General features: G+C 59.1%; 20 protein-coding genes. 15 read left to right on the top strand and 5 right to left on the bottom strand.

From position 1 onward, the window contains the following. Nucleotide 1: 1 nt before the first annotated feature. Together AC3WKX_RS22285 and AC3WKX_RS22280 are read right to left on the bottom strand one after the other, a co-directional pair. Nucleotides 2-253, bottom strand: coding sequence for a DUF1654 domain-containing protein (locus AC3WKX_RS22285; protein ID WP_023659007.1), 252 nt, complete (start codon nucleotides 251-253; stop codon nucleotides 2-4). A 228-nt stretch (nucleotides 254-481) separates the two neighbouring features. Then, on the bottom strand, nucleotides 482-1,570 hold the full coding sequence (locus tag AC3WKX_RS22280; RefSeq protein WP_003219965.1) for an asparaginase: 1,089 nt from the start codon (nucleotides 1,568-1,570) through the stop codon (nucleotides 482-484). Nucleotides 1,571-2,136: 566 nt separating this feature from the next. Here AC3WKX_RS22280 and AC3WKX_RS22275 point away from each other — a divergent pair. From AC3WKX_RS22275 to AC3WKX_RS22245, 7 genes are read left to right on the top strand one after another with little or no spacing between them, the layout of a single operon-like run. Then, nucleotides 2,137-3,096 carry a sugar ABC transporter substrate-binding protein gene (locus AC3WKX_RS22275; protein WP_003219963.1) on the top strand — a complete coding sequence of 320 codons (960 nt, stop codon included), beginning with the start codon at nucleotides 2,137-2,139 and terminating at the stop codon, nucleotides 3,094-3,096. Nucleotides 3,097-3,154: 58 nt separating this feature from the next. After that, entirely contained in the window at nucleotides 3,155-4,708 is a 1,554-nt protein-coding gene (locus AC3WKX_RS22270) for a sugar ABC transporter ATP-binding protein (RefSeq protein ID WP_008438693.1), read from the top strand. Further along, on the top strand, nucleotides 4,705-5,682 hold the full coding sequence (locus AC3WKX_RS22265) for an ABC transporter permease (RefSeq protein WP_003219960.1): 978 nt from the start codon (nucleotides 4,705-4,707) through the stop codon (nucleotides 5,680-5,682). The genes AC3WKX_RS22270 and AC3WKX_RS22265 overlap by 4 nt, the downstream gene beginning before the upstream one ends. 3 nt (nucleotides 5,683-5,685) lie before the next feature. Then, complete coding sequence (locus tag AC3WKX_RS22260; RefSeq protein WP_003219958.1) at nucleotides 5,686-6,708, top strand: LacI family DNA-binding transcriptional regulator; 1,023 nt, start codon at nucleotides 5,686-5,688, stop codon at nucleotides 6,706-6,708. A gap of 23 nt (nucleotides 6,709-6,731) precedes the next feature. Beyond that, entirely contained in the window at nucleotides 6,732-7,649 is a 918-nt protein-coding gene (rbsK, locus tag AC3WKX_RS22255) for a ribokinase (RefSeq protein ID WP_102605113.1), read from the top strand. After that, a complete protein-coding gene (rbsD, locus tag AC3WKX_RS22250; protein WP_008438690.1) occupies nucleotides 7,646-8,050 on the top strand; it encodes a D-ribose pyranase in 405 nt (134 codons plus the stop codon). Before rbsK ends, rbsD begins: the two co-directional genes overlap by 4 nt. Nucleotides 8,051-8,076: 26 nt before the next feature. Further along, on the top strand, nucleotides 8,077-9,105 hold the full coding sequence (locus AC3WKX_RS22245) for a nucleoside hydrolase (protein ID WP_102605112.1): 1,029 nt from the start codon (nucleotides 8,077-8,079) through the stop codon (nucleotides 9,103-9,105). Between the two features lie 33 nt (nucleotides 9,106-9,138). Here AC3WKX_RS22245 and AC3WKX_RS22240 read toward each other — a convergent pair whose 3' ends face one another. Then, nucleotides 9,139-9,351 carry a hypothetical protein gene (locus AC3WKX_RS22240; protein ID WP_003219951.1) on the bottom strand — a complete coding sequence of 71 codons (213 nt, stop codon included), beginning with the start codon at nucleotides 9,349-9,351 and terminating at the stop codon, nucleotides 9,139-9,141. A gap of 142 nt (nucleotides 9,352-9,493) precedes the next feature. Here AC3WKX_RS22240 and AC3WKX_RS22235 point away from each other — a divergent pair, with 142 nt between their 5' ends. Continuing rightward, a complete protein-coding gene (locus AC3WKX_RS22235) occupies nucleotides 9,494-9,799 on the top strand; it encodes a hypothetical protein (RefSeq protein WP_008438689.1) in 306 nt (101 codons plus the stop codon). A 147-nt stretch (nucleotides 9,800-9,946) separates the two neighbouring features. Beyond that, on the top strand, nucleotides 9,947-10,267 hold the full coding sequence (locus tag AC3WKX_RS22230; RefSeq protein WP_008438688.1) for an I78 family peptidase inhibitor: 321 nt from the start codon (nucleotides 9,947-9,949) through the stop codon (nucleotides 10,265-10,267). 73 nt (nucleotides 10,268-10,340) lie between these two features. On the opposite strand, the gene AC3WKX_RS22225 is transcribed toward AC3WKX_RS22230, so the two are convergent. Both AC3WKX_RS22225 and AC3WKX_RS22220 read right to left on the bottom strand, forming a co-directional pair. Next, the gene (locus AC3WKX_RS22225) at nucleotides 10,341-10,553 is read right to left on the bottom strand and encodes a cold-shock protein (RefSeq protein ID WP_003179963.1); all 213 of its coding nucleotides are present in this window, start codon (nucleotides 10,551-10,553) and stop codon (nucleotides 10,341-10,343) included. Nucleotides 10,554-10,842: 289 nt separating this feature from the next. Continuing rightward, nucleotides 10,843-11,157, bottom strand: a complete 315-nt coding sequence (locus AC3WKX_RS22220) for a hypothetical protein (RefSeq protein WP_080673250.1) — start codon at nucleotides 11,155-11,157, stop codon at nucleotides 10,843-10,845. 364 nt (nucleotides 11,158-11,521) lie between these two features. Between AC3WKX_RS22220 and thrS the strand changes: the two genes are divergently transcribed. The 6 genes from thrS (at nucleotide 11,522) to pheT (ending at nucleotide 18,165) form a co-directional block, all read left to right on the top strand. Then, nucleotides 11,522-13,444 carry a threonine--tRNA ligase gene (thrS, locus tag AC3WKX_RS22215; RefSeq protein WP_003219944.1) on the top strand — a complete coding sequence of 641 codons (1,923 nt, stop codon included), beginning with the start codon at nucleotides 11,522-11,524 and terminating at the stop codon, nucleotides 13,442-13,444. Beyond that, nucleotides 13,444-13,995, top strand: coding sequence for a translation initiation factor IF-3 (infC, locus tag AC3WKX_RS22210; RefSeq protein ID WP_169875357.1), 552 nt, complete (start codon nucleotides 13,444-13,446; stop codon nucleotides 13,993-13,995). Before thrS ends, infC begins: the two co-directional genes overlap by 1 nt. Nucleotides 13,996-14,054: 59 nt before the next feature. After that, nucleotides 14,055-14,249, top strand: coding sequence for a 50S ribosomal protein L35 (rpmI, locus tag AC3WKX_RS22205; RefSeq protein WP_002553160.1), 195 nt, complete (start codon nucleotides 14,055-14,057; stop codon nucleotides 14,247-14,249). Nucleotides 14,250-14,277: 28 nt separating this feature from the next. Beyond that, a complete protein-coding gene (gene rplT / locus AC3WKX_RS22200; protein ID WP_003219940.1) occupies nucleotides 14,278-14,634 on the top strand; it encodes a 50S ribosomal protein L20 in 357 nt (118 codons plus the stop codon). 109 nt (nucleotides 14,635-14,743) lie between these two features. Next, nucleotides 14,744-15,760 carry a phenylalanine--tRNA ligase subunit alpha gene (gene pheS, locus AC3WKX_RS22195; RefSeq protein ID WP_003219939.1) on the top strand — a complete coding sequence of 339 codons (1,017 nt, stop codon included), beginning with the start codon at nucleotides 14,744-14,746 and terminating at the stop codon, nucleotides 15,758-15,760. Nucleotides 15,761-15,786: 26 nt separating this feature from the next. Next, nucleotides 15,787-18,165: a phenylalanine--tRNA ligase subunit beta gene (gene pheT, locus AC3WKX_RS22190; protein ID WP_003219937.1), complete on the top strand. Its 2,379-nt coding sequence runs from the start codon at nucleotides 15,787-15,789 to the stop codon at nucleotides 18,163-18,165. The last annotated feature ends 1 nt before the right edge of the window (nucleotide 18,166 follow it).

Genomic DNA, 18,166 nt, shown 5'->3' with positions numbered 1-18,166 from the left:
CTCAATCTTCCTTCGGCACAACCCAGAAAATCTGCACGCCACCGTCATCGCGATAGGCGAGGGTGACGTTGTCGTTTTCTGCGATCTCCTCCAGTAGTCGTGCCCACTCGTCTTCCGGTTCCTCCGGCAAACGGAAGATCAACGCCGCCTTGTTTTTTTGGGCATTGGTGGAATTGATGATTTTTTGCACGCGAACGGCCAGTCGTTGGTAGGCATCAGGAGGTGTTGGTGCTGCGGAAGAGGGCTTTGCCACGGAGTATTCCTTATTTGGCTGTACGTGCATACAGTATTTAACTGTGGGCAATTTCGCAACTGCTTAAAATTCAAGAATTTCTTCTGACAGTGGTTTTGCCGATTTGGTGTAGGAACGCTTTGTTTTTCAAAGGTTTTTTGCGCGGGGGTAAAGCGGAGGAAATCAGACCCGCTCGCGGTACGCCACGAGCGGGATGGCCCAACCGTTGCCGGCCGGGCCCGGGAGCGATCAATATTCCCAGAACATCCGTTGCAGTTCCTTGCTGTCCTGGGTCTTGGTCAGGGCGACCATGGCCAGGATGCGGGCTTTCTGCGGGTTCAGGTCATGGGCAACTACCCAGTCGTATTTGTCGTCTGGTTGTTCAGCGTTACGCAGAACGAAACCACCGGCATTCACGTGGGAAGAGCGAATGATCTGTACGCCTTGCTTGCGTAGTTCCTGCAGGGCAGGCACCACCTTGGACGACACCGAACCATTGCCGGTACCGGCATGGATGATGGCTTTCGCGCCGGCCTGGGCCAGGGCCTTGTAGGCGGTGTCGCTTACGTTGCCATAGGAATAGGCGATTTCGACGTCCGGCAGGCTTTTGATGGTCTTGATGTCGAATTCCGAGTTCATGGTGTGACGCTTGGCTGGCAGGCGGAACCAGTAGGATTTGCCTTCTACCACCATGCCCAGCGGGCCCCATGGGCTCTTGAACGCTTCAGTCTTGATGTTGATCATCTTGCTGACGTCGCGACCCGACTGGATCTCGTCGTTCATGGTCACCAGTACGCCTTTGCCGCGGGCGTCCTTGCTGCCGGCGACGGCAACGGCGTTGTACAGGTTGAGCATGCCATCAGCCGACATGGCGGTGCCTGGGCGCATCGAGCCGACCACGACGATTGGCTTGTCGGTCTTTTCCACCAGGTTGAGGAAGTAGGCAGTCTCTTCCAGGGTGTCGGTACCGTGGGTGATCACGATGCCGTCGACGTCCTTGCTGTCGGCCAGTTCGGCGACACGACGACCCAGTTGCAGGAGGTTTTCGTTGGTGATGCTTTCGGAGGCAATTTGCAATACTTGTTCGCCGCGGACATTGGCGATCTGGCTAAGCTCAGGAACACCGGCGATCAATTGTTCGATGCCGACCTTGGCGGCCTGGTAGGTCGCACTGTTGGCCGCGCTGGCGCCGGCGCCGGCGATGGTGCCGCCGGTGGCAAGGATCACCACGTTGGACAGTTTTTGCTGGGTTTCAGCTTCTTTTGCCTGAGCGGCAACGGGGAACAACAGCAGGAGGGCTAACGCGCCCGGTACGAAAGTTTTCAACGCAGATTTCATTATTCTTCTCTCTAGTTTTGATGAGTGCTGATGCAGGTTCATCTAGAAACACCCGGGCGGTTCTGAACGCCACGAGGTGCTGAGTAAGAGCAGGATTTGTACCAGCGGGATTTTGTTTGGCAATAGAATTTAACCTATTGATTTATATCTATATTTGTTTGATTTGTAAGTAAATGGCTTGGTCTTCTGTCCGGCTTTCCGAACAAAGCGATGCGCGGGTGTTCGGTTGTCCGAAAAGGATGACGGAAAAGTTTGGTTTTAAACGCAGGAGGCACGCCGCGACCTGTCGTTTCAGAGAACGATCCAGCAACGCGGATGTTTAAAGGGGGTACCGGATGGCTTCGAGGGCAGGGCGTAAAGCGGATTCACCAAAAGGCTGTTTTCTCCCGTTGACAAATCTCGACAAGCTTCTCATAGTTTGACCTAACGCAAACGTTTGCGAGATGTTTCACGGGGTACTCCTCGAGTGTCGTGAAAGCTCGTATCAGCCGCCCGGGTGGGTTGGCTGCCGAAGCGTTCTTCGGTGCAAGCGTTGCTCACAATAATCATAAGATCGGAGTGAACCCATGAAGCTGCCATTTGCTGGACGTCTTCTTGCTGTCGCTGTGCTTGCTGCCGCATCCGCTGCCCTGCCTCTTTCCTCTGCATTTGCTGCCGAGACCGCCGCCAAACCCAAGGTCGGCCTGGTCATGAAATCCCTCGCCAACGAATTCTTCGTCACCATGCAGGACGGTGCCAAGGAATACCAGAAAGCCCACGCCGCCGACTTCGACATGATCACCAACGGGATCAAGAACGAAACCGATACCAGTGCGCAGATCGATATCGTCAATCAGATGATCCTGTCCAAGGTTGACGCGATCGTCATTGCTCCCGCCGATTCGAAAGCCCTGGTCACCGTGCTGAAAAAGGCCTCCGACAAAGGCATCAAGATCGTCAACATCGACAACCGTCTTGATGTGGATGTACTGAAAAGCAAAAACCTTGATATCCCGTTCGTAGGTCCAGACAACCGCAAGGGCGCGCGCCTGGTCGGTGAAGAACTGGCCAAGCACCTCACCAAGGGTGACCAGGTTGGCATCATCGAAGGTGTGTCCACCACCACCAACGCCCAGCAGCGTACCGCTGGCTTCAAGGACGCGATGGATGCCGCCGGCATGAAGATCGTCTCCACCCAATCCGGTGAGTGGGAAATCGACAAGGGCAACGCGATTGCCGCTGCCATGCTCCAGGCAAACCCGAACATCAAGGCACTGCTGGCCGGTAATGACAACATGGCACTGGGCGCAGTATCCGCCGTACGTGGCGCCGGCAAGGCTGGCAAGGTGCTGGTCGTAGGCTACGACAACATCGAGGCCATCAAGCCGATGCTGCAGGACGGCCGTGTCCTGGCCACCGCCGACCAGGCTGCTGCCCAGCAAGCCGTTTTCGGTATCCAGAACGCTCTGAAGCTGGTCAAGGGTGAAAAAGTCGATGCCGTGGATGGCATGATCGAAACCCCGGTCGAACTCATCCTCAAGAAGTAATTCCCCGGCAGCACAAAACAGCGTCCGCTCACCCGAGCGGACGCCTGGAGACGTTCCTATGTCATCTTCCGCACCGAACGCTGTCCTCTCGGTCAGCGGTATCGGCAAGACCTATGCCCAACCGGTTCTGTCCGACATCACCCTGACGCTCAACCGTGGGGAAGTGTTGGCGCTTACCGGTGAGAATGGCGCGGGGAAAAGCACCCTGTCGAAAATCATCGGCGGGCTGGTCACCCCGACCGACGGCCAGATGCAGTTCAATGGCCAGGCCTACACGCCAGGCAGCCGGACCCAGGCTGAAGAGCAGGGCATCCGCATGGTCATGCAGGAGCTTAACCTGCTGCCAACCCTGACGGTCGCTGAAAACCTGTTCCTCGATAACCTGCCCAGCCACGGTGGCTGGATCAGCCGCAAGCAACTGCGCAAGGCCGCCATTGAAGCCATGGCCCAGGTCGGCCTGGACGCTATCGACCCGGACACCCTGGTCGGCAGCCTCGGCATCGGCCACCAACAGATGGTCGAGATCGCCCGCAACCTGATTGGCGACTGCCACGTACTGATCCTCGATGAACCTACGGCGATGCTGACCGCCCGTGAAGTCGAGATGCTGTTCGAACAAATCACCCGCCTGCAGGCCCGGGGCGTGGCGATTATCTATATTTCCCACCGGCTCGAAGAACTGGCCCGGGTTGCCCAGCGCATTGCGGTGCTGCGTGACGGCAAGCTGGTGTGTGTCGAGCCGATGGCCAACTACAACAGTGAGCAACTGGTCACGCTGATGGTGGGCCGCGAACTGGGCGAGAAAATCGACCTGGGCCCGCGCACCATCGGCGCGCCGCTGTTGACGGTAAAAGGCCTGACCCGCTCGGACAAGGTCCGCGACGTGTCGTTTGAAGTGCGTGCCGGCGAAATCTACGGCATCTCCGGCCTGATCGGTGCGGGCCGTACGGAGTTGCTGCGCCTGATCTTCGGCGCCGACCTGGCCGACAGCGGCACCGTGGCCCTGGGCACACCTGCGCAAGTCGTCAGCATTCGCTCGCCCGTCGACGCGGTTGGCCATGGCATCGCCCTGATCACCGAAGACCGCAAGGGCGAGGGCCTGCTGCTGACCCAATCCATCGGCGCCAACATTGCCTTGGGCAACATGCCGAAGGTGTCCAGCGGTGGCCTGGTGAACAGTCGTGACGAAACGGCCTTGGCCAAGCGCCAGGTCGACGCCATGCGTATCCGCAGTTCCAGTCCGGCGCAGCTGGTGTCCGAGCTGTCGGGTGGCAACCAGCAGAAGGTGGTGATTGGCCGCTGGCTGGAGCGCGATTGCGCGGTGATGCTGTTCGATGAACCGACCCGAGGCATCGACGTCGGCGCCAAATTCGATATCTATGCGTTGCTCGGCGACCTGACCCGCCAGGGCAAGGCGCTGGTGGTGGTGTCCAGCGACCTGCGTGAGTTGATGCTGATCTGCGACCGCATCGGCGTACTTTCCGCCGGGCGCCTGATCGAGACCTTCGAGCGCGACAGCTGGACCCAGGACGAATTGCTTGCCGCTGCTTTTGCCGGCTATCAGAAACGTGATGCGCTGCTCAACGACGCAGCGCCTAGGAATACCCCATGAAAACCACTTCCTCCCCCGCAAAACGTGGCGGCAACTTCTATGGCCTGGGCACCTACCTGGGCCTGGCCGGCGCCTTGCTGGCGATGATTGCGCTGTTCTCGTTCCTGAGCGACCACTTCCTCTCGTACGACACCTTCAGCACCCTGGCCAACCAGATTCCCGACCTGATGGTGTTGGCAGTCGGCATGACCTTCGTGCTGATCATCGGCGGCATCGACCTGTCGGTAGGCTCCGTGCTGGCCCTGGCCGCATCGGCCGTCAGCGTGGCGATTCTCGGCTGGGGCTGGAGTGTGTTGCCGGCAGCCGTGCTGGGCATGGGCTGCGCCGCGTTGGCCGGGACCATTACCGGTTCGATCACAGTGGCCTGGCGGATCCCGTCATTCATCGTGTCCCTCGGCGTGCTGGAAATGGCGCGCGGCGTGGCGTACCAGATGACCGGCTCGCGTACCGCATACATCGGTGATTCGTTTGCCTGGCTGTCCAACCCGGTGGCCTTCGGCATTTCACCTTCGTTCATCATCGCGTTGCTGGTGATCATCGCCGCGCAGCTGGTGCTGACCCGTACGGTGTTCGGTCGCTACCTGATCGGCATTGGCACCAACGAAGAGGCCGTGCGCCTGGCGGGTATCAATCCCAAGCCCTACAAGATCCTGGTGTTCAGCCTGATGGGCCTGCTGGCGGGGGTGGCGGCGCTGTTCCAGATTTCGCGCCTGGAAGCGGCCGATCCCAACGCCGGTTCCGGCCTGGAGCTGCAAGTGATCGCTGCGGTAGTGATCGGTGGCACCAGCCTGATGGGCGGGCGTGGCTCGGTCATCAGTACCTTCTTCGGCGTGCTGATCATCTCGGTACTGGCGGCAGGGCTGGCGCAGATTGGCGCCACCGAGCCGACCAAACGTATCATCACCGGTGCCGTGATCGTGATCGCGGTGGTGCTCGATACTTACCGCAGCCAGCGCGCCAGTCGGCGAGCCTGAGCCATGGCAACGATCAAGGATGTGGCCGCGCTGGCGGGGATTTCCTACACCACGGTGTCTCATGTGGTGAACAAGACGCGCCCGGTCAGCGAGCCGGTACGGATCAAGGTCGAGGCGGCCATCAAGCAGCTCGACTATGTACCCAGTGCGGTCGCGCGCTCGCTGAAGGCCAAGACCACAGCCACCATCGGCCTGTTGGTGCCCAACAGCCTCAACCCGTATTTTGCGGAACTGGCCCGGGGCATCGAGGATTACTGCGAGCGTAACGGCTATTGCGTGATCCTCTGCAACTCCGACGATAATGCCGAAAAGCAGCGCAGCTACCTGAGGGTGCTGCTGGAAAAACGCATCGACGGCTTGATCGTGACCTCGGTGGGCGGCGACGACAGCGGCCTGGCGACAGGCCTCAAGGCGGTGCGCACGCCGATGGTCATCGTCGACCGTGCACTGGACGGGATCGATGTCGACCTGGTGCGCATCGACCACGAACAGGGTGCTTACCTGGCGACCCGGCACTTGCTCGATCTGGGTCATCGCGACATTGCCTGCATTGGTGGCCCGAGTCATACCCGCGTGGCGCAAATGCGGATGGCGGGCTACTACCGCGCCTTGGCCGAGGCGGGGCTCGAAGTGCCGGCCGGCCGTGTGCTGGAAAGTGATTTCACCAGTACCGGTGGTTACGCGGCCGCGGCGCAATTGCTGGCGGATAATCCCCCCAGCGCGATTTTTGCCGGCAACGACATGATTGGCTTCGGCGTCTTGCGCGCCGCTGCCGAACGTAATATCCGGGTGCCCGGTGAGCTGTCGGTGATCGGGTTTGATGATATCCAGATGAGCCAGTACGTGTACCCGGCGCTGACCACCGTGGGCCAGTCGATCCTGCAGCTGGGAGAGATGGCGGCCGAGCTTTTACTGCGACGAATTGCGACACCCCAATTGCCGATCGATCAACGCATCGTGACGCCGAGTATTGTCCTGCGCGAGTCGACGGCGCCGTTGGCCGGTGTGTTTGCCCAATACCGCTGAACCGAATTGATGAGTACTGATGTATGCCAGCAAAAGTAGTGGTAATAGGCAGCCTGAACATGGACCTGGTCACCCGGGCCAGTCGGCTGCCCCGCGCCGGTGAAACCCTGATCGGCCAATCGTTTTCCACCGTTCCCGGCGGCAAGGGCGCGAACCAGGCGGTCGCTTCGGCGCGCCTCGGGGCTGAGGTCGCCATGGTCGGCTGCGTGGGCACCGATGCCTATGGCGCGCAATTGCGCGACGCGTTGCTGGTGGAGGGCATTGATTGCCAGGCCGTCAGCACCGTCGACGGTTCCAGCGGCGTGGCGCTGATCGTGGTGGATGACAGCAGCCAGAATGCGATCGTTATTGTCGCCGGTAGCAATGGCGAGCTGACCCCAGCCAAATTACAGGCATTTGACAGTGTGCTGCAGGCTGCCGACGTGATTGTCTGCCAGCTGGAAACGCCGATGGAGACTGTCGGCCATGCCCTCAAGCGCGGTCGCGAGCTGGGCAAGACGGTGATCCTGAACCCGGCGCCGGCCAGTGGTCCGCTGCCCGAGGATTGGTACGCCGCCATCGACTACCTGATTCCCAATGAAAGCGAAGCCTCGGCCTTGAGCGGCGTGGTGGTCGACTCGCTGGACAGCGCCAAGGCCGCCGCCACACGCCTGATCAAGGCCGGTGCTGGCAAAGTGATCATTACCCTCGGCTCCGAAGGCGCGTTGTTTGCCGATGGCCAAGGCTTCGAGCACCTGGTCGCGCCCAAGGTCAAGGCGGTCGATACCACGGCTGCCGGTGACACCTTCGTCGGCGGTTTCGCAGCCGCGCTGGCCAACGGCAGGAGCGAGGCCGAGGCCATTCGTTTCGGCCAGCTAGCCGCCGCGCTGTCCGTGACCCGCGCGGGTGCGCAACCCTCTATTCCCACATTGCATGACGTCCAAGGTTTTGTGCCCTCATGAAAAAGACTCCCTTGCTCAATATCGCGCTGTCGCGGGTGATCGCATCCCTTGGCCATGGCGACATTCTGGTGATCGGTGATGCCGGCTTGCCGGTGCCGCCGGGTGTCGAGCTGATCGACCTGGCGCTGACCAAAGGCATTCCGGATTTCGTCAGTACCTTGCGCATCGTCCTCAGCGAGATGCAGGTGGAAAGCCACGTGCTCGCGGAAGAAATCCTGCTCAAGCAACCGCCGGCCCTGGCGGATCTCAATACCCTGACCGAACAGGCCGCCCTCGGCGAGCGCCGCCTGGTCAGCCATGAAGAGTTCAAGCAGCTCAGCCGCAAGGCGAGGGCGGTGGTGCGCACCGGCGAGTGCCAGCCCTACTGCAATATCGCGCTGGTTTCCGGCGTAACGTTCTAGAATTCCCCAACGACAAGGAGTGCGTCATGCAACGTGGTACCCAAACCCTGCGACACCTGTTCCGGAGTGTGCTGCTTTTGTCCGTGCTAACTGCTGCAAGCGCCCACGCGGCGGAAAAAATCGACCTGATCATCGACACCGATCCCGGTGCCGACGACGTGGTTGCCTTGCTGTTCGCCATGGCTTCGCCCGATGAACTGCAGATCCGCGCGCTGACCACCGTTGCCGGTAACGTGCGCCTCGACAAGACCTCCCGCAACGCACGCCTGGCCCGCGAATGGGCAGGGCGCGAGGACATCCCGGTATATGCCGGTGCACCGAAACCGATGCTGCGCACGCCGATCTACGCTGAAAACATCCATGGCAAGGAAGGTATCTCCGGCGTCACCGTGCATGAGCCGAAAAAAGGCCTGGCCGAAGGCAATGCCGTTGATTACCTGATCAAGACCCTCAGCACCGCCAAGCCCCACAGCATCACCATCGCCATGCTCGGTCCGCAGACCAACCTGGCGCTGGCATTGACCCAGGCGCCGGAGATCACTCAAGGCATCAAGGAAGTGGTGGTGATGGGCGGCGCGCACTTCAACGGCGGCAATATCACGCCGGTGGCCGAGTTCAACCTGTTCGCCGACCCGATCGCGGCCGAGATCGTGCTCAAGAGCGGCGTCAAGCTGACCTACCTGCCGTTGGACGTGACCCACAAGGTCCTGACCAGCGACGCACGCCTGAAGCAAATCGCTGCGCTGAACAACAACGCGAGCAAGGTGGTGGGCGATATTCTCAATGAATACGTCAAGGGCGACATGGAGCACTACGGCATCCCGGGCGGCCCGGTGCATGACGCTACCGTCATTGCCTACCTGCTCAAGCCTGCGCTGTTCAGCGGCCGTGAGGTCAACGTGGTGGTGGACAGCCGTGAAGGCCCGACCTTCGGCCAGACCATCGTCGACTGGTACGATGGCCTGAAACAACCGAAGAACGCGTTCTGGGTTGAAAGTGGCGATGCCCAGGGCTTCTTCGATCTGCTGACCGAACGCCTTGGTCGCCTGAAGTAAACAGCCTGCCGGTCGACGTTCGTCGGCCGGGTCTTATTCGCGCTCGGGGTCTGGCGCCCCCATGTGATCGGCCGGGTACTTCTCGAATACCTGGCCGATGAATGCCTGCGCGGCCTGTGTGCCCAGTTCCTTGACCAGCAGGTCAATACCGATGATTGCCAACTCCTCCGGGCTGCCCGGGCTGTAGGAGCTTTGCCCGTGGGGCCACTTGGCTTTGATGTCGGCGTGGATCGTGACGATGGTCATGGGTGTCTCGCGAGGCTGAAAGGCGGTTAGTGCGTTCTGCGTGTGGAGTTAACCATTTTGCGCCGTGTTTGGCACTGCTACTTAGGCATGAGGGGAGGGCTGTGCGACACTGTCCGCCTGTTTAATTGCCAGGGCAAACCGCGTGCAGATCGACTTGAACAACCCCGACAACCTGACGCTGGATGCTGTGCGGCAGCTGCTTGCGTCCGCCAGTGACAACGTTCACACCCAATTGCGCGTTACGAAGGCCGGCATTGCCTACATTTCTTCGGGCGTGGTGGGTGGCGTCGATATCGACGGCCTTCTGTTCCGCCTGGAGACCTGGGCGGCGGGTTCGGGTTATGTCGGCAACGTCGCAGCCAGCGACGAGGTGTGGGTGATGCAGATTTTCAACGCGCTCAAGCAGAACTGGCCAACCCCGCCGTTTGATTACATCGACATCTACTGAGTGCGTTCATATCTGGTGACGATTGATTCGCCAGCGCCCGGTGTCGACTCAGGCAGACTGGCCCACAGCCAATTGTGACAATTCTGAAACCAATCGGCCAAACCACGGTCGCACGATCTCTGTCCATTTTTTCTCAAAGGAGGCTTCATGCCTTGGAAGCTCGCATCATTCGGTACTTTGTTGGCTGCGCTCGCCTTGTCGGGTTGCAGCACCCCGGGTACCTCTGAGCCAGCCAAAGACACTGCCGTGACCGATGCTGGTCATAGCCGCTGTGAGGCGAAGGCTGCCGAGTTCGCAATCGGCCAGAAAGCTTCGCCACAATTGCTGGAACAGGCCCGTAGCCGCGCCGGAGCGCAGAACGCACGCATTCTCAAGCCAGATGACATGGTCACGCTGGAATACCGCTCCGATCGCCTGAACCTCAATACCGATGACAACCTTGTGATCAATCGGGTCAATTGCGGCTGATTGCTCCAGCGCTTTTCTCCAGGCCATAAAAAACCCCGTCACATGGACGGGGTTTTTTTAGTTCGGCGCAGAATTACTCTGGGCGAACCTGTGCAGCTTGCATACCCTTTTGGCCTTTCTCAGCCACGAAGGAAACGGTTTGGCCTTCTTTCAGGCTTTTGAAACCGTCGCTTTCGATAGCTTTGAAGTGTACGAACAGGTCGTCACCGCCACCTTGAGGAGTGATGAAGCCGAAGCCTTTTTCATCGTTGAACCATTTAACGGTGCCGGTTTGGCGATTAGACATGGTGTATCTCCAAGAAACATATATTTTCAGTAGTGCTGTGCTGCTCAGGCCAACTGGGCACACCGAGCTATCATAGTCGAAATGTTCGGCTTGGGAGCCCCCCCAAGGCATTGTTTGCTAATCAATCGCGTTGTGTTTCATGCCTTGGTTGGCTGAAAGCCCCGATCTACGGGGCTTTCAGGCGAAATATCAGCTGTTAAAAAAAGCCGTAAAAGCTGCGTAATTTGTGAGAAATGGCAGTTTTCATGGCGATTTCTGGTCCTTCAGCCGGTTTGGCAGGGTGTAAAAATTACTTTTTCTTCACGACTTTGCAGGACGAAATAGCCGTCACCGCTTTGGTCTTGAGCGCGGGATCTGCGTTCTGGTTGGTCATGAGTTCCTTGATTTCGGCACTGCTCAATTCGGCATTGATTTTGTCCGCGCCACATTCACAGTGGTCTTTGGCGGTTTTGGCATCAACACTTTGCTGGGCGGCTGCGCTGCAATCCTTGATGAAGCTGTCCCGCGCACCGGCAGGCCAGTTCGACGGGGCTGCGGCGTGCGCACCCAGGGACATGAGGGTCAGGGATGCAGCAAGGGCGAAAGTCGAGGTAAAACGCATAATCAAATGCTCCTGGAGTCGTGGACGAACGGCGATTCTCGGTGTGTTTGAGGGTTGCCGTACAGTTCAAGTTCACTTTTGCCCTTAAAAGCCGGGAATTTTCGTTTCCTGAAGCGGCTTCGGCGCCATGACCGTTCATCTGTGCTAGCATCTTTCGCTTGGCCATTTTCCGGCGCGCCCTATGCCGCCTTGCCAAGGTCTTTTTTGTTTAACTCCAGTCACTCTGGTTCGATTATCGGTTGGCCGAAAGGCTCCTGCCGCTGTAAGGCAGGCGTTCATCACTGAACGGCCTGGTATTGGATCTTGTACTGGCTCATCCCAACCCACGTGACCTTTGGTAGGGGTCACCACTAGGAGAGGAGGCGCCATGCCAACTATTACTCTTCCCGACGGCAGTCAACGTTCATTCGATCATTCGGTTTCCGTAGCCGAGGTCGCCGCATCCATTGGTGCTGGCCTGGCCAAGGCCACCGTGGCCGGCAAGGTCGACGGCAAGCTGGTCGACGCCAGCGACCTGATCACCGGCGATGCCAGCCTGCAAATCATCACGCCCAAGGATCAAGAGGGGCTGGAGATCATTCGCCACTCTTGCGCGCACCTGATTGGCCATGCGGTCAAGCAGCTGTACCCAACCGCGAAGATGGTCATCGGCCCGGTCATCGACGAAGGCTTCTATTACGACATCGCCTACGAGCGTCCTTTCACCCCGGACGACCTGGCGGCTATCGAACAGCGCATGCACGCGCTGATCGAAAAAGATTACGACGTCATCAAGAAAGTCACTCCGCGTGCCGAAGTGATCGACGTGTTCACCGCCCGCGGCGAAGACTACAAGCTGCGCCTGGTGGAAGACATGCCGGACGAGCAGGCCATGGGCCTGTATTACCACGAAGAATATGTCGACATGTGCCGTGGCCCGCATGTGCCGAACACACGCTTCCTCAAGTCGTTCAAGCTGACCAAGCTGTCCGGTGCCTACTGGCGCGGTGACGCGAAGAACGAACAACTGCAGCGGATCTACGGCACTGCCTGGGCTGACAAGAAGCAGCTGGCGGCCTACATCCAGCGCATCGAAGAAGCCGAAAAACGCGACCATCGCAAGATCGGCAAGCGCCTGAACCTGTTCCACCTCCAGGAAGAAGCGCCGGGCATGGTGTTCTGGCACCCGAACGGCTGGACCCTGTACCAGGTGCTCGAGCAGTACATGCGCAAGGTTCAGCGCGACAACGGCTACCTGGAGATCAAGACGCCGCAAGTCGTTGACCGCAGCCTGTGGGAGAAATCCGGGCACTGGGCCAACTACGCCGACAACATGTTCACCACCCAGTCGGAAAACCGCGACTACGCCATCAAGCCGATGAACTGCCCGTGCCACGTACAGGTGTTCAACCAGGGCCTGAAGAGCTACCGCGAGTTGCCGATGCGCCTGGCCGAGTTCGGTGCCTGCCACCGTAACGAGCCATCGGGTGCACTGCACGGCATCATGCGCGTGCGCGGCTTCACTCAGGATGACGCCCACATCTTCTGCACCGAAGAGCAGATGCAGGCCGAATCCGCTGCGTTCATCAAGCTGACCATGGACGTGTACCGCGATTTCGGTTTCACCGAAGTCGAGATGAAGCTGTCCACTCGTCCGGAAAAACGCGTCGGTTCCGACGAGCTGTGGGATCGCGCCGAAGCTGCACTGGCCGCAGCGCTGGACAGTGCGGGGCTTGCATACGACTTGCAGCCGGGCGAGGGCGCGTTCTACGGTCCGAAGATCGAGTTCTCGCTGAAAGATTGCCTTGGTCGCGTCTGGCAGTGTGGTACCCTGCAGCTCGATTTTAACCTGCCGATCCGTCTGGGAGCCGAATACGTCTCCGAAGACAACAGCCGTAAACACCCGGTTATGCTGCACCGGGCGATCCTCGGCTCGTTCGAACGGTTCGTCGGGATCCTGATCGAGCACTACGAGGGTGCATTCCCTGCGTGGCTGGCTCCGACCCAGGCAGTGATCATGAATATCACTGATAAACAGGCAGATTTTGCCGCTGAAGTTGAAAAAACTCTCAATGAAAGCGGATTTCGTGCCAAGTCCGACTTGAGAAATGAAAAGATCGGCTTTAAAATCCGCGAGCATACTTTGCTCAAGGTTCCCTATCTTTTGGTTATCGGAGATCGGGAAGTCGAGATGCAGACTGTCGCTGTGCGTACTCGTGAAGGTGCTGACCTGGGCTCGATGCCCGTCGCCCAGTTCGCTGAGTTCCTCGCGCAAGCGGTTTCCCGGCGTGGTCGCCCAGATTCGGAGTAATTATTATTAAGCGTGAAATGAGACAAGATAAACGAGCTGCACCGAAAGCCCCGATCAACGAGAATATCTCGGCACGCGAGGTTCGGTTAATTGGCGCTGACGGCGAGCAGATTGGCATCGTCTCGATTGATGAAGCGCTTCGTATTGCTGAAGAGTCCAAATTGGACCTGGTGGAAATCTCCGCCGACGCAATCCCACCTGTTTGCCGGGTGATGGACTACGGCAAGTCGATCTTCGAGAAGAAGAAGCAGATTGCCGCGGCGAAGAAGAACCAGAAGCAGATTCAAGTAAAAGAAATCAAGTTTCGTCCAGGGACGGAGGAAGGGGATTACCAGGTAAAACTGCGCAACCTGGTACGTTTCCTGAGTGATGGGGACAGGGCCAAGGTATCCTTGCGATTCCGCGGCCGTGAGATGGCCCACCAGGAGCTGGGGATGGAACTCCTCAAGCGGGTTGAAGCTGACCTGCTCGAGTACGGTTCGGTCGAACAGCATCCTAAGATGGAAGGACGCCAGCTTATTATGGTCATCGCCCCGAAAAAGAAGAAGTAATCAATAGGGCACGGCAGGCCTTATGATTATGTTTATCAACTGAATGCGGAGTACCGAACATGCCAAAGATGAAAACTAAAAGTGGTGCTGCTAAGCGGTTTCTGAAAACTGCTAACGGTATCAAGCACAAGCACGCTTTCAAGAGCCACATCCTGACTAAAATGTCGACCAAGCGTAAGCGTCAACTGCGCGGTAGCAGCTTGCTGCATCCGTCTGACGTGGCAAAAGTCGAGCGCATGCTGCGCCTTCGTTAATTTTAGTCAAGAATAGAGGAAGTAACTCATGGCTCGTGTAAAGCGTGGCGTCATGGCGCGTAAGCGCCACAAGAAAATTCTGAAACTTGCTAAAGGCTACTACGGCGCGCGTTCACGCGTATTCCGTGTTGCCAAGCAAGCGGTTATCAAGGCTGGCCAATACGCCTACCGTGACCGTCGTCAGAAAAAACGTCAGTTCCGCGCTCTGTGGATCGCTCGTATCAACGCTGGTGCACGTGTTAACGGTCTGTCCTACAGCCGTTTCATCGCTGGCCTGAAAAAAGCGTCCATCGAGATCGACCGTAAGGTTCTGGCTGATCTGGCAGTGAACGAAAAAGCGGCGTTTGCTGCGATTGTCGAGAAAGCTAAAGCCACCTTGGCTTAAGTACCCCCGACAGTCACCCTGGGTCGCTTCCGCGGCCCACGGTGTTAAACGTCTTAAATAGGGGAAGAGCCTTCAAGCTCTTCCCCTATTTTGTATCTGGAGTCTGTACATGGAAAACCTGGATGCGCTGGTCTCTCAAGCACTAGAGGCTGTGCAAAGCGCAGAAGATATCAATGCCCTGGAGCAAATCCGGGTTCACTACCTTGGCAAAAAGGGTGAATTGACTCAGGTGATGAAGACCCTGGGGAATTTGCCGGCTGAAGAGCGTCCGCAAGTCGGTGCGCTGATCAACGTGGCCAAGGAGCGTGTTACAGAGGTTCTCAATGCGCGCAAGGCGTCGCTCGAGGAGGCTGATCTTGCGGCCAAGCTCGCCGCCGAATCCATTGACGTGACCCTGCCTGGCCGTGGCCAGACCTCGGGCGGCCTGCATCCGATTACCCGGACTCTGGAACGTATCGAGCAGTTCTTCACCCACATCGGCTACGGCATTGCCGAAGGCCCTGAGGTCGAAGACGACTATCACAACTTCGAGGCGCTCAACATCCCAGGCCACCACCCGGCCCGGTCGATGCATGACACCTTCTATTTCAACGCGAACATGCTGCTGCGCACCCATACCTCGCCGGTACAGGTCCGCACCATGGAATCGCAGAAGCCGCCGATCCGCATCGTCTGCCCAGGCCGTGTGTATCGCAGCGACTCCGATATCACCCACTCGCCGATGTTCCACCAGGTCGAAGGCCTGCTGGTTGATCGCGACATCAACTTCGCCGACCTCAAAGGCACCATCGAAGAGTTCCTGCGGGTGTTCTTCGAGAAGGAGCTGGCGGTACGTTTCCGTCCTTCATTCTTCCCGTTCACCGAGCCATCCGCTGAAGTCGATATGGAGTGCGTGATGTGCAGCGGTAAAGGCTGCCGCGTCTGCAAACAGACCGGCTGGCTGGAAGTGATGGGTTGCGGCATGGTTCACCCCAACGTGCTGCGCATGTCCGGGATCGACCCGGAAGAATTCTCGGGCTTTGCCTTCGGCATGGGCGTTGAGCGTCTGGCCATGCTGCGTTACGGCGTGAACGACTTGCGTCTGTTCTTCGACAACGACTTGCGGTTCCTCGCGCAATTTCGCTAGTCGTAACGGATCTTTAGGAGAGCAGGATGAAATTCAGTGAACAATGGCTGCGTGGCTGGGTAAGCCCGCAGGTAAGTCGCGACGAGCTGGTTGCTCGTCTGTCGATGGCCGGCCTTGAGGTCGATAGCGTTACGCCGGCCGCCGGTGTTTTCAGTGGTGTGGTTGTGGGTGAGGTGCTGAGCACCGAGCAACACCCGGACGCTGACAAGTTGCGTGTGTGCCAGGTCAGCAACGGCGCGGAAACCTTCCAGGTCGTGTGCGGAGCGCCAAACGTGCGCCCGGGCCTGAAAATTCCGTTCGCCATGATCGGTGCCGAGCTGCCAGGCGACTTCAAGATCAAGAAGGCCAAGCTGCGTGGCGTTGAGTCCAACGGCATGCTGTGCTCCCAGGCGGAGCTGCAGGTCGGTGAAGGCAACGATGGCCTGATGGAACTGCCGGCCGACGCGCCAGTGGGCCAGGACATCCGTGTCTATCTGGAACTGGAAGATGCCAGCATCGAGGTCGACCTGACCCCGAACCGCGGCGACTGCCTGTCGCTGGCGGGCCTGGCGCGTGAAGTCGGCGCACTGTACGCCGCGACCGTGACCCGCCCGGTGGTTGCAGCGGTACCTGCCGTGCACGACGAAGTGCGTTCGATCGAAGTGCTGGCCCCCAATGCCTGCCCACGTTACCTGGGTCGCGTGATCCGTAACGTCGACCTGTCCAAGCCAACCCCGCTGTGGATGGTTGAGCGCCTGCGCCGTTCCGAAGTGCGCAGCATCGACGCTGCCGTCGACATCACCAACTACGTGATGCTGGAACTGGGCCAACCGCTGCACGCCTTCGACCTCGCCGAAATCAACGGCGGCATCCGCGTGCGCATGGCCGAGGAAGGCGAGAAGCTGGTACTGCTCGACGGCCAGGAAGTCAGCCTGCGTGCCGACACCCTGGTGATCGCTGACCATTCCCGCGCCCTGGCGATTGCCGGCGTGATGGGGGGGGAGCACAGTGGCGTGTCCGCAACCACTCGCGACATCTTTCTCGAAAGCGCTTTCTTCGATCAGATCGCCATTGCTGGCAAGGCCCGTTCCTACGGCCTGCACACCGACGCCTCGCACCGCTACGAGCGTGGCGTGGACTGGCAGCTGGCCCGTGAAGCCATGGAGCGCGCCACTGGCCTGCTGCTGGAAATCACTGGCGGCGAAGCCGGCCCGATCATCGAAACCGTCAGCGAACAGCACCTGCCGTCGGTTGCACCGATCATCCTGCGCGCCAAGGCCGTTGAGCAAATGCTCGGCCTGGTGATCGAGCCGGTTGAAATCGAGCGCCTGCTGTCGGCACTCGGCCTCGGCATCTCGGCCGGTGAAGCAGGGCAGTGGCACGTAGAAGTGCCAAGCCATCGCTTCGATATCAGCCTGGAAGTCGACCTGATCGAAGAACTGGCCCGCCTGTACGGCTACAACCGCCTGCCGGTTCGTTACCCGCAAGCGCGCCTGGCGCCGCAGCCGAAAGCCGAAGCCCGTGCACACCTGCCGGAACTGCGTCGCCTGCTGGTTGCCCGTGGTTATCAGGAAGCGGTGACCTACAGCTTCATCGATCCAAAGCAATTCGAACTGTTCAACCCGGGTGTCGAGCCGCTGTTGCTGGCTAACCCGATCTCCAACGACATGGCCGCCATGCGCTCGTCGCTGTGGCCGGGTCTGGTTAAGGCGCTGTCCCACAACCTGAACCGTCAGCAAGACCGCGTGCGCATGTTCGAAAGCGGCCTGCGTTTCGTCGGTCAGCTGGATGGCCTGAAGCAAGAGCCGATGCTGGCTGGTGTGGTTTGCGGCAGCCGTCTGCCGGAAGGCTGGGCACAAGGTCGCGACACCGTCGACTTCTTCGACGTCAAGGCTGATGTGGAAGCGGTGCTGGGCTTTGCCGGTGCGCTGGATGCCTTCACTTTCACCCCTGGCAAACACCCGGCGTTGCACCCGGGCCAGACCGCCCGTATCGAACGTGAAGGTCGCCTGGTGGGCTTCGTTGGCGCGATTCACCCGGAACTGTCGAAAACCTTGGGGCTGGACCGTCCAGTCTTCGTTTTTGAGCTAGTCTTGGCTGAAGTGGCCTCGGGCAAAATGCCTAAATTCAGCGAGTTGTCGCGTTTCCCTGAAGTACGACGTGATCTGGCGCTGATTGCCGATCAAGGTGTTGCGGCCAGTGCTGTTCTGGACGTAATCCGTGAAAATGCAGGGGAATGGCTGACAGACCTCAGGCTATTTGACGTCTATCAGGGTAAAGGCATTGATCCGCATAGAAAAAGCCTTGCAGTTGGCTTGACCTGGCAGCATCCATCGCGCACTCTTAATGACGATGAGGTGAATACGACGACGCAAAATATCCTCACCTCGCTCGAACAAAGGTTGAACGCCACGTTAAGGAAGTGAC

The organism is Pseudomonas sp. GP01-A4 (assembly GCF_058780865.1).
This window is presented reverse-complemented; position numbering and strand designations above follow the sequence as displayed.

Coding starts and splice junctions, on each gene's coding strand:
- AC3WKX_RS22280 (WP_003219965.1), bottom strand. CDS start 1,570: ATGAAATCTGCGTTGAAAACTTTCGTACCGGGCGCGTTAGCCCTCCTG.
- AC3WKX_RS22275 (WP_003219963.1), top strand. CDS start 2,137: ATGAAGCTGCCATTTGCTGGACGTCTTCTTGCTGTCGCTGTGCTTGCT.
- AC3WKX_RS22270 (WP_008438693.1), top strand. CDS start 3,155: ATGTCATCTTCCGCACCGAACGCTGTCCTCTCGGTCAGCGGTATCGGC.
- AC3WKX_RS22265 (WP_003219960.1), top strand. CDS start 4,705: ATGAAAACCACTTCCTCCCCCGCAAAACGTGGCGGCAACTTCTATGGC.
- AC3WKX_RS22260 (WP_003219958.1), top strand. CDS start 5,686: ATGGCAACGATCAAGGATGTGGCCGCGCTGGCGGGGATTTCCTACACC.
- rbsK (WP_102605113.1), top strand. CDS start 6,732: ATGCCAGCAAAAGTAGTGGTAATAGGCAGCCTGAACATGGACCTGGTC.
- rbsD (WP_008438690.1), top strand. CDS start 7,646: ATGAAAAAGACTCCCTTGCTCAATATCGCGCTGTCGCGGGTGATCGCA.
- AC3WKX_RS22245 (WP_102605112.1), top strand. CDS start 8,077: ATGCAACGTGGTACCCAAACCCTGCGACACCTGTTCCGGAGTGTGCTG.
- AC3WKX_RS22240 (WP_003219951.1), bottom strand. CDS start 9,351: ATGACCATCGTCACGATCCACGCCGACATCAAAGCCAAGTGGCCCCAC.
- AC3WKX_RS22230 (WP_008438688.1), top strand. CDS start 9,947: ATGCCTTGGAAGCTCGCATCATTCGGTACTTTGTTGGCTGCGCTCGCC.
- AC3WKX_RS22225 (WP_003179963.1), bottom strand. CDS start 10,553: ATGTCTAATCGCCAAACCGGCACCGTTAAATGGTTCAACGATGAAAAA.
- thrS (WP_003219944.1), top strand. CDS start 11,522: ATGCCAACTATTACTCTTCCCGACGGCAGTCAACGTTCATTCGATCAT.
- rpmI (WP_002553160.1), top strand. CDS start 14,055: ATGCCAAAGATGAAAACTAAAAGTGGTGCTGCTAAGCGGTTTCTGAAA.
- rplT (WP_003219940.1), top strand. CDS start 14,278: ATGGCTCGTGTAAAGCGTGGCGTCATGGCGCGTAAGCGCCACAAGAAA.
- pheS (WP_003219939.1), top strand. CDS start 14,744: ATGGAAAACCTGGATGCGCTGGTCTCTCAAGCACTAGAGGCTGTGCAA.
- pheT (WP_003219937.1), top strand. CDS start 15,787: ATGAAATTCAGTGAACAATGGCTGCGTGGCTGGGTAAGCCCGCAGGTA.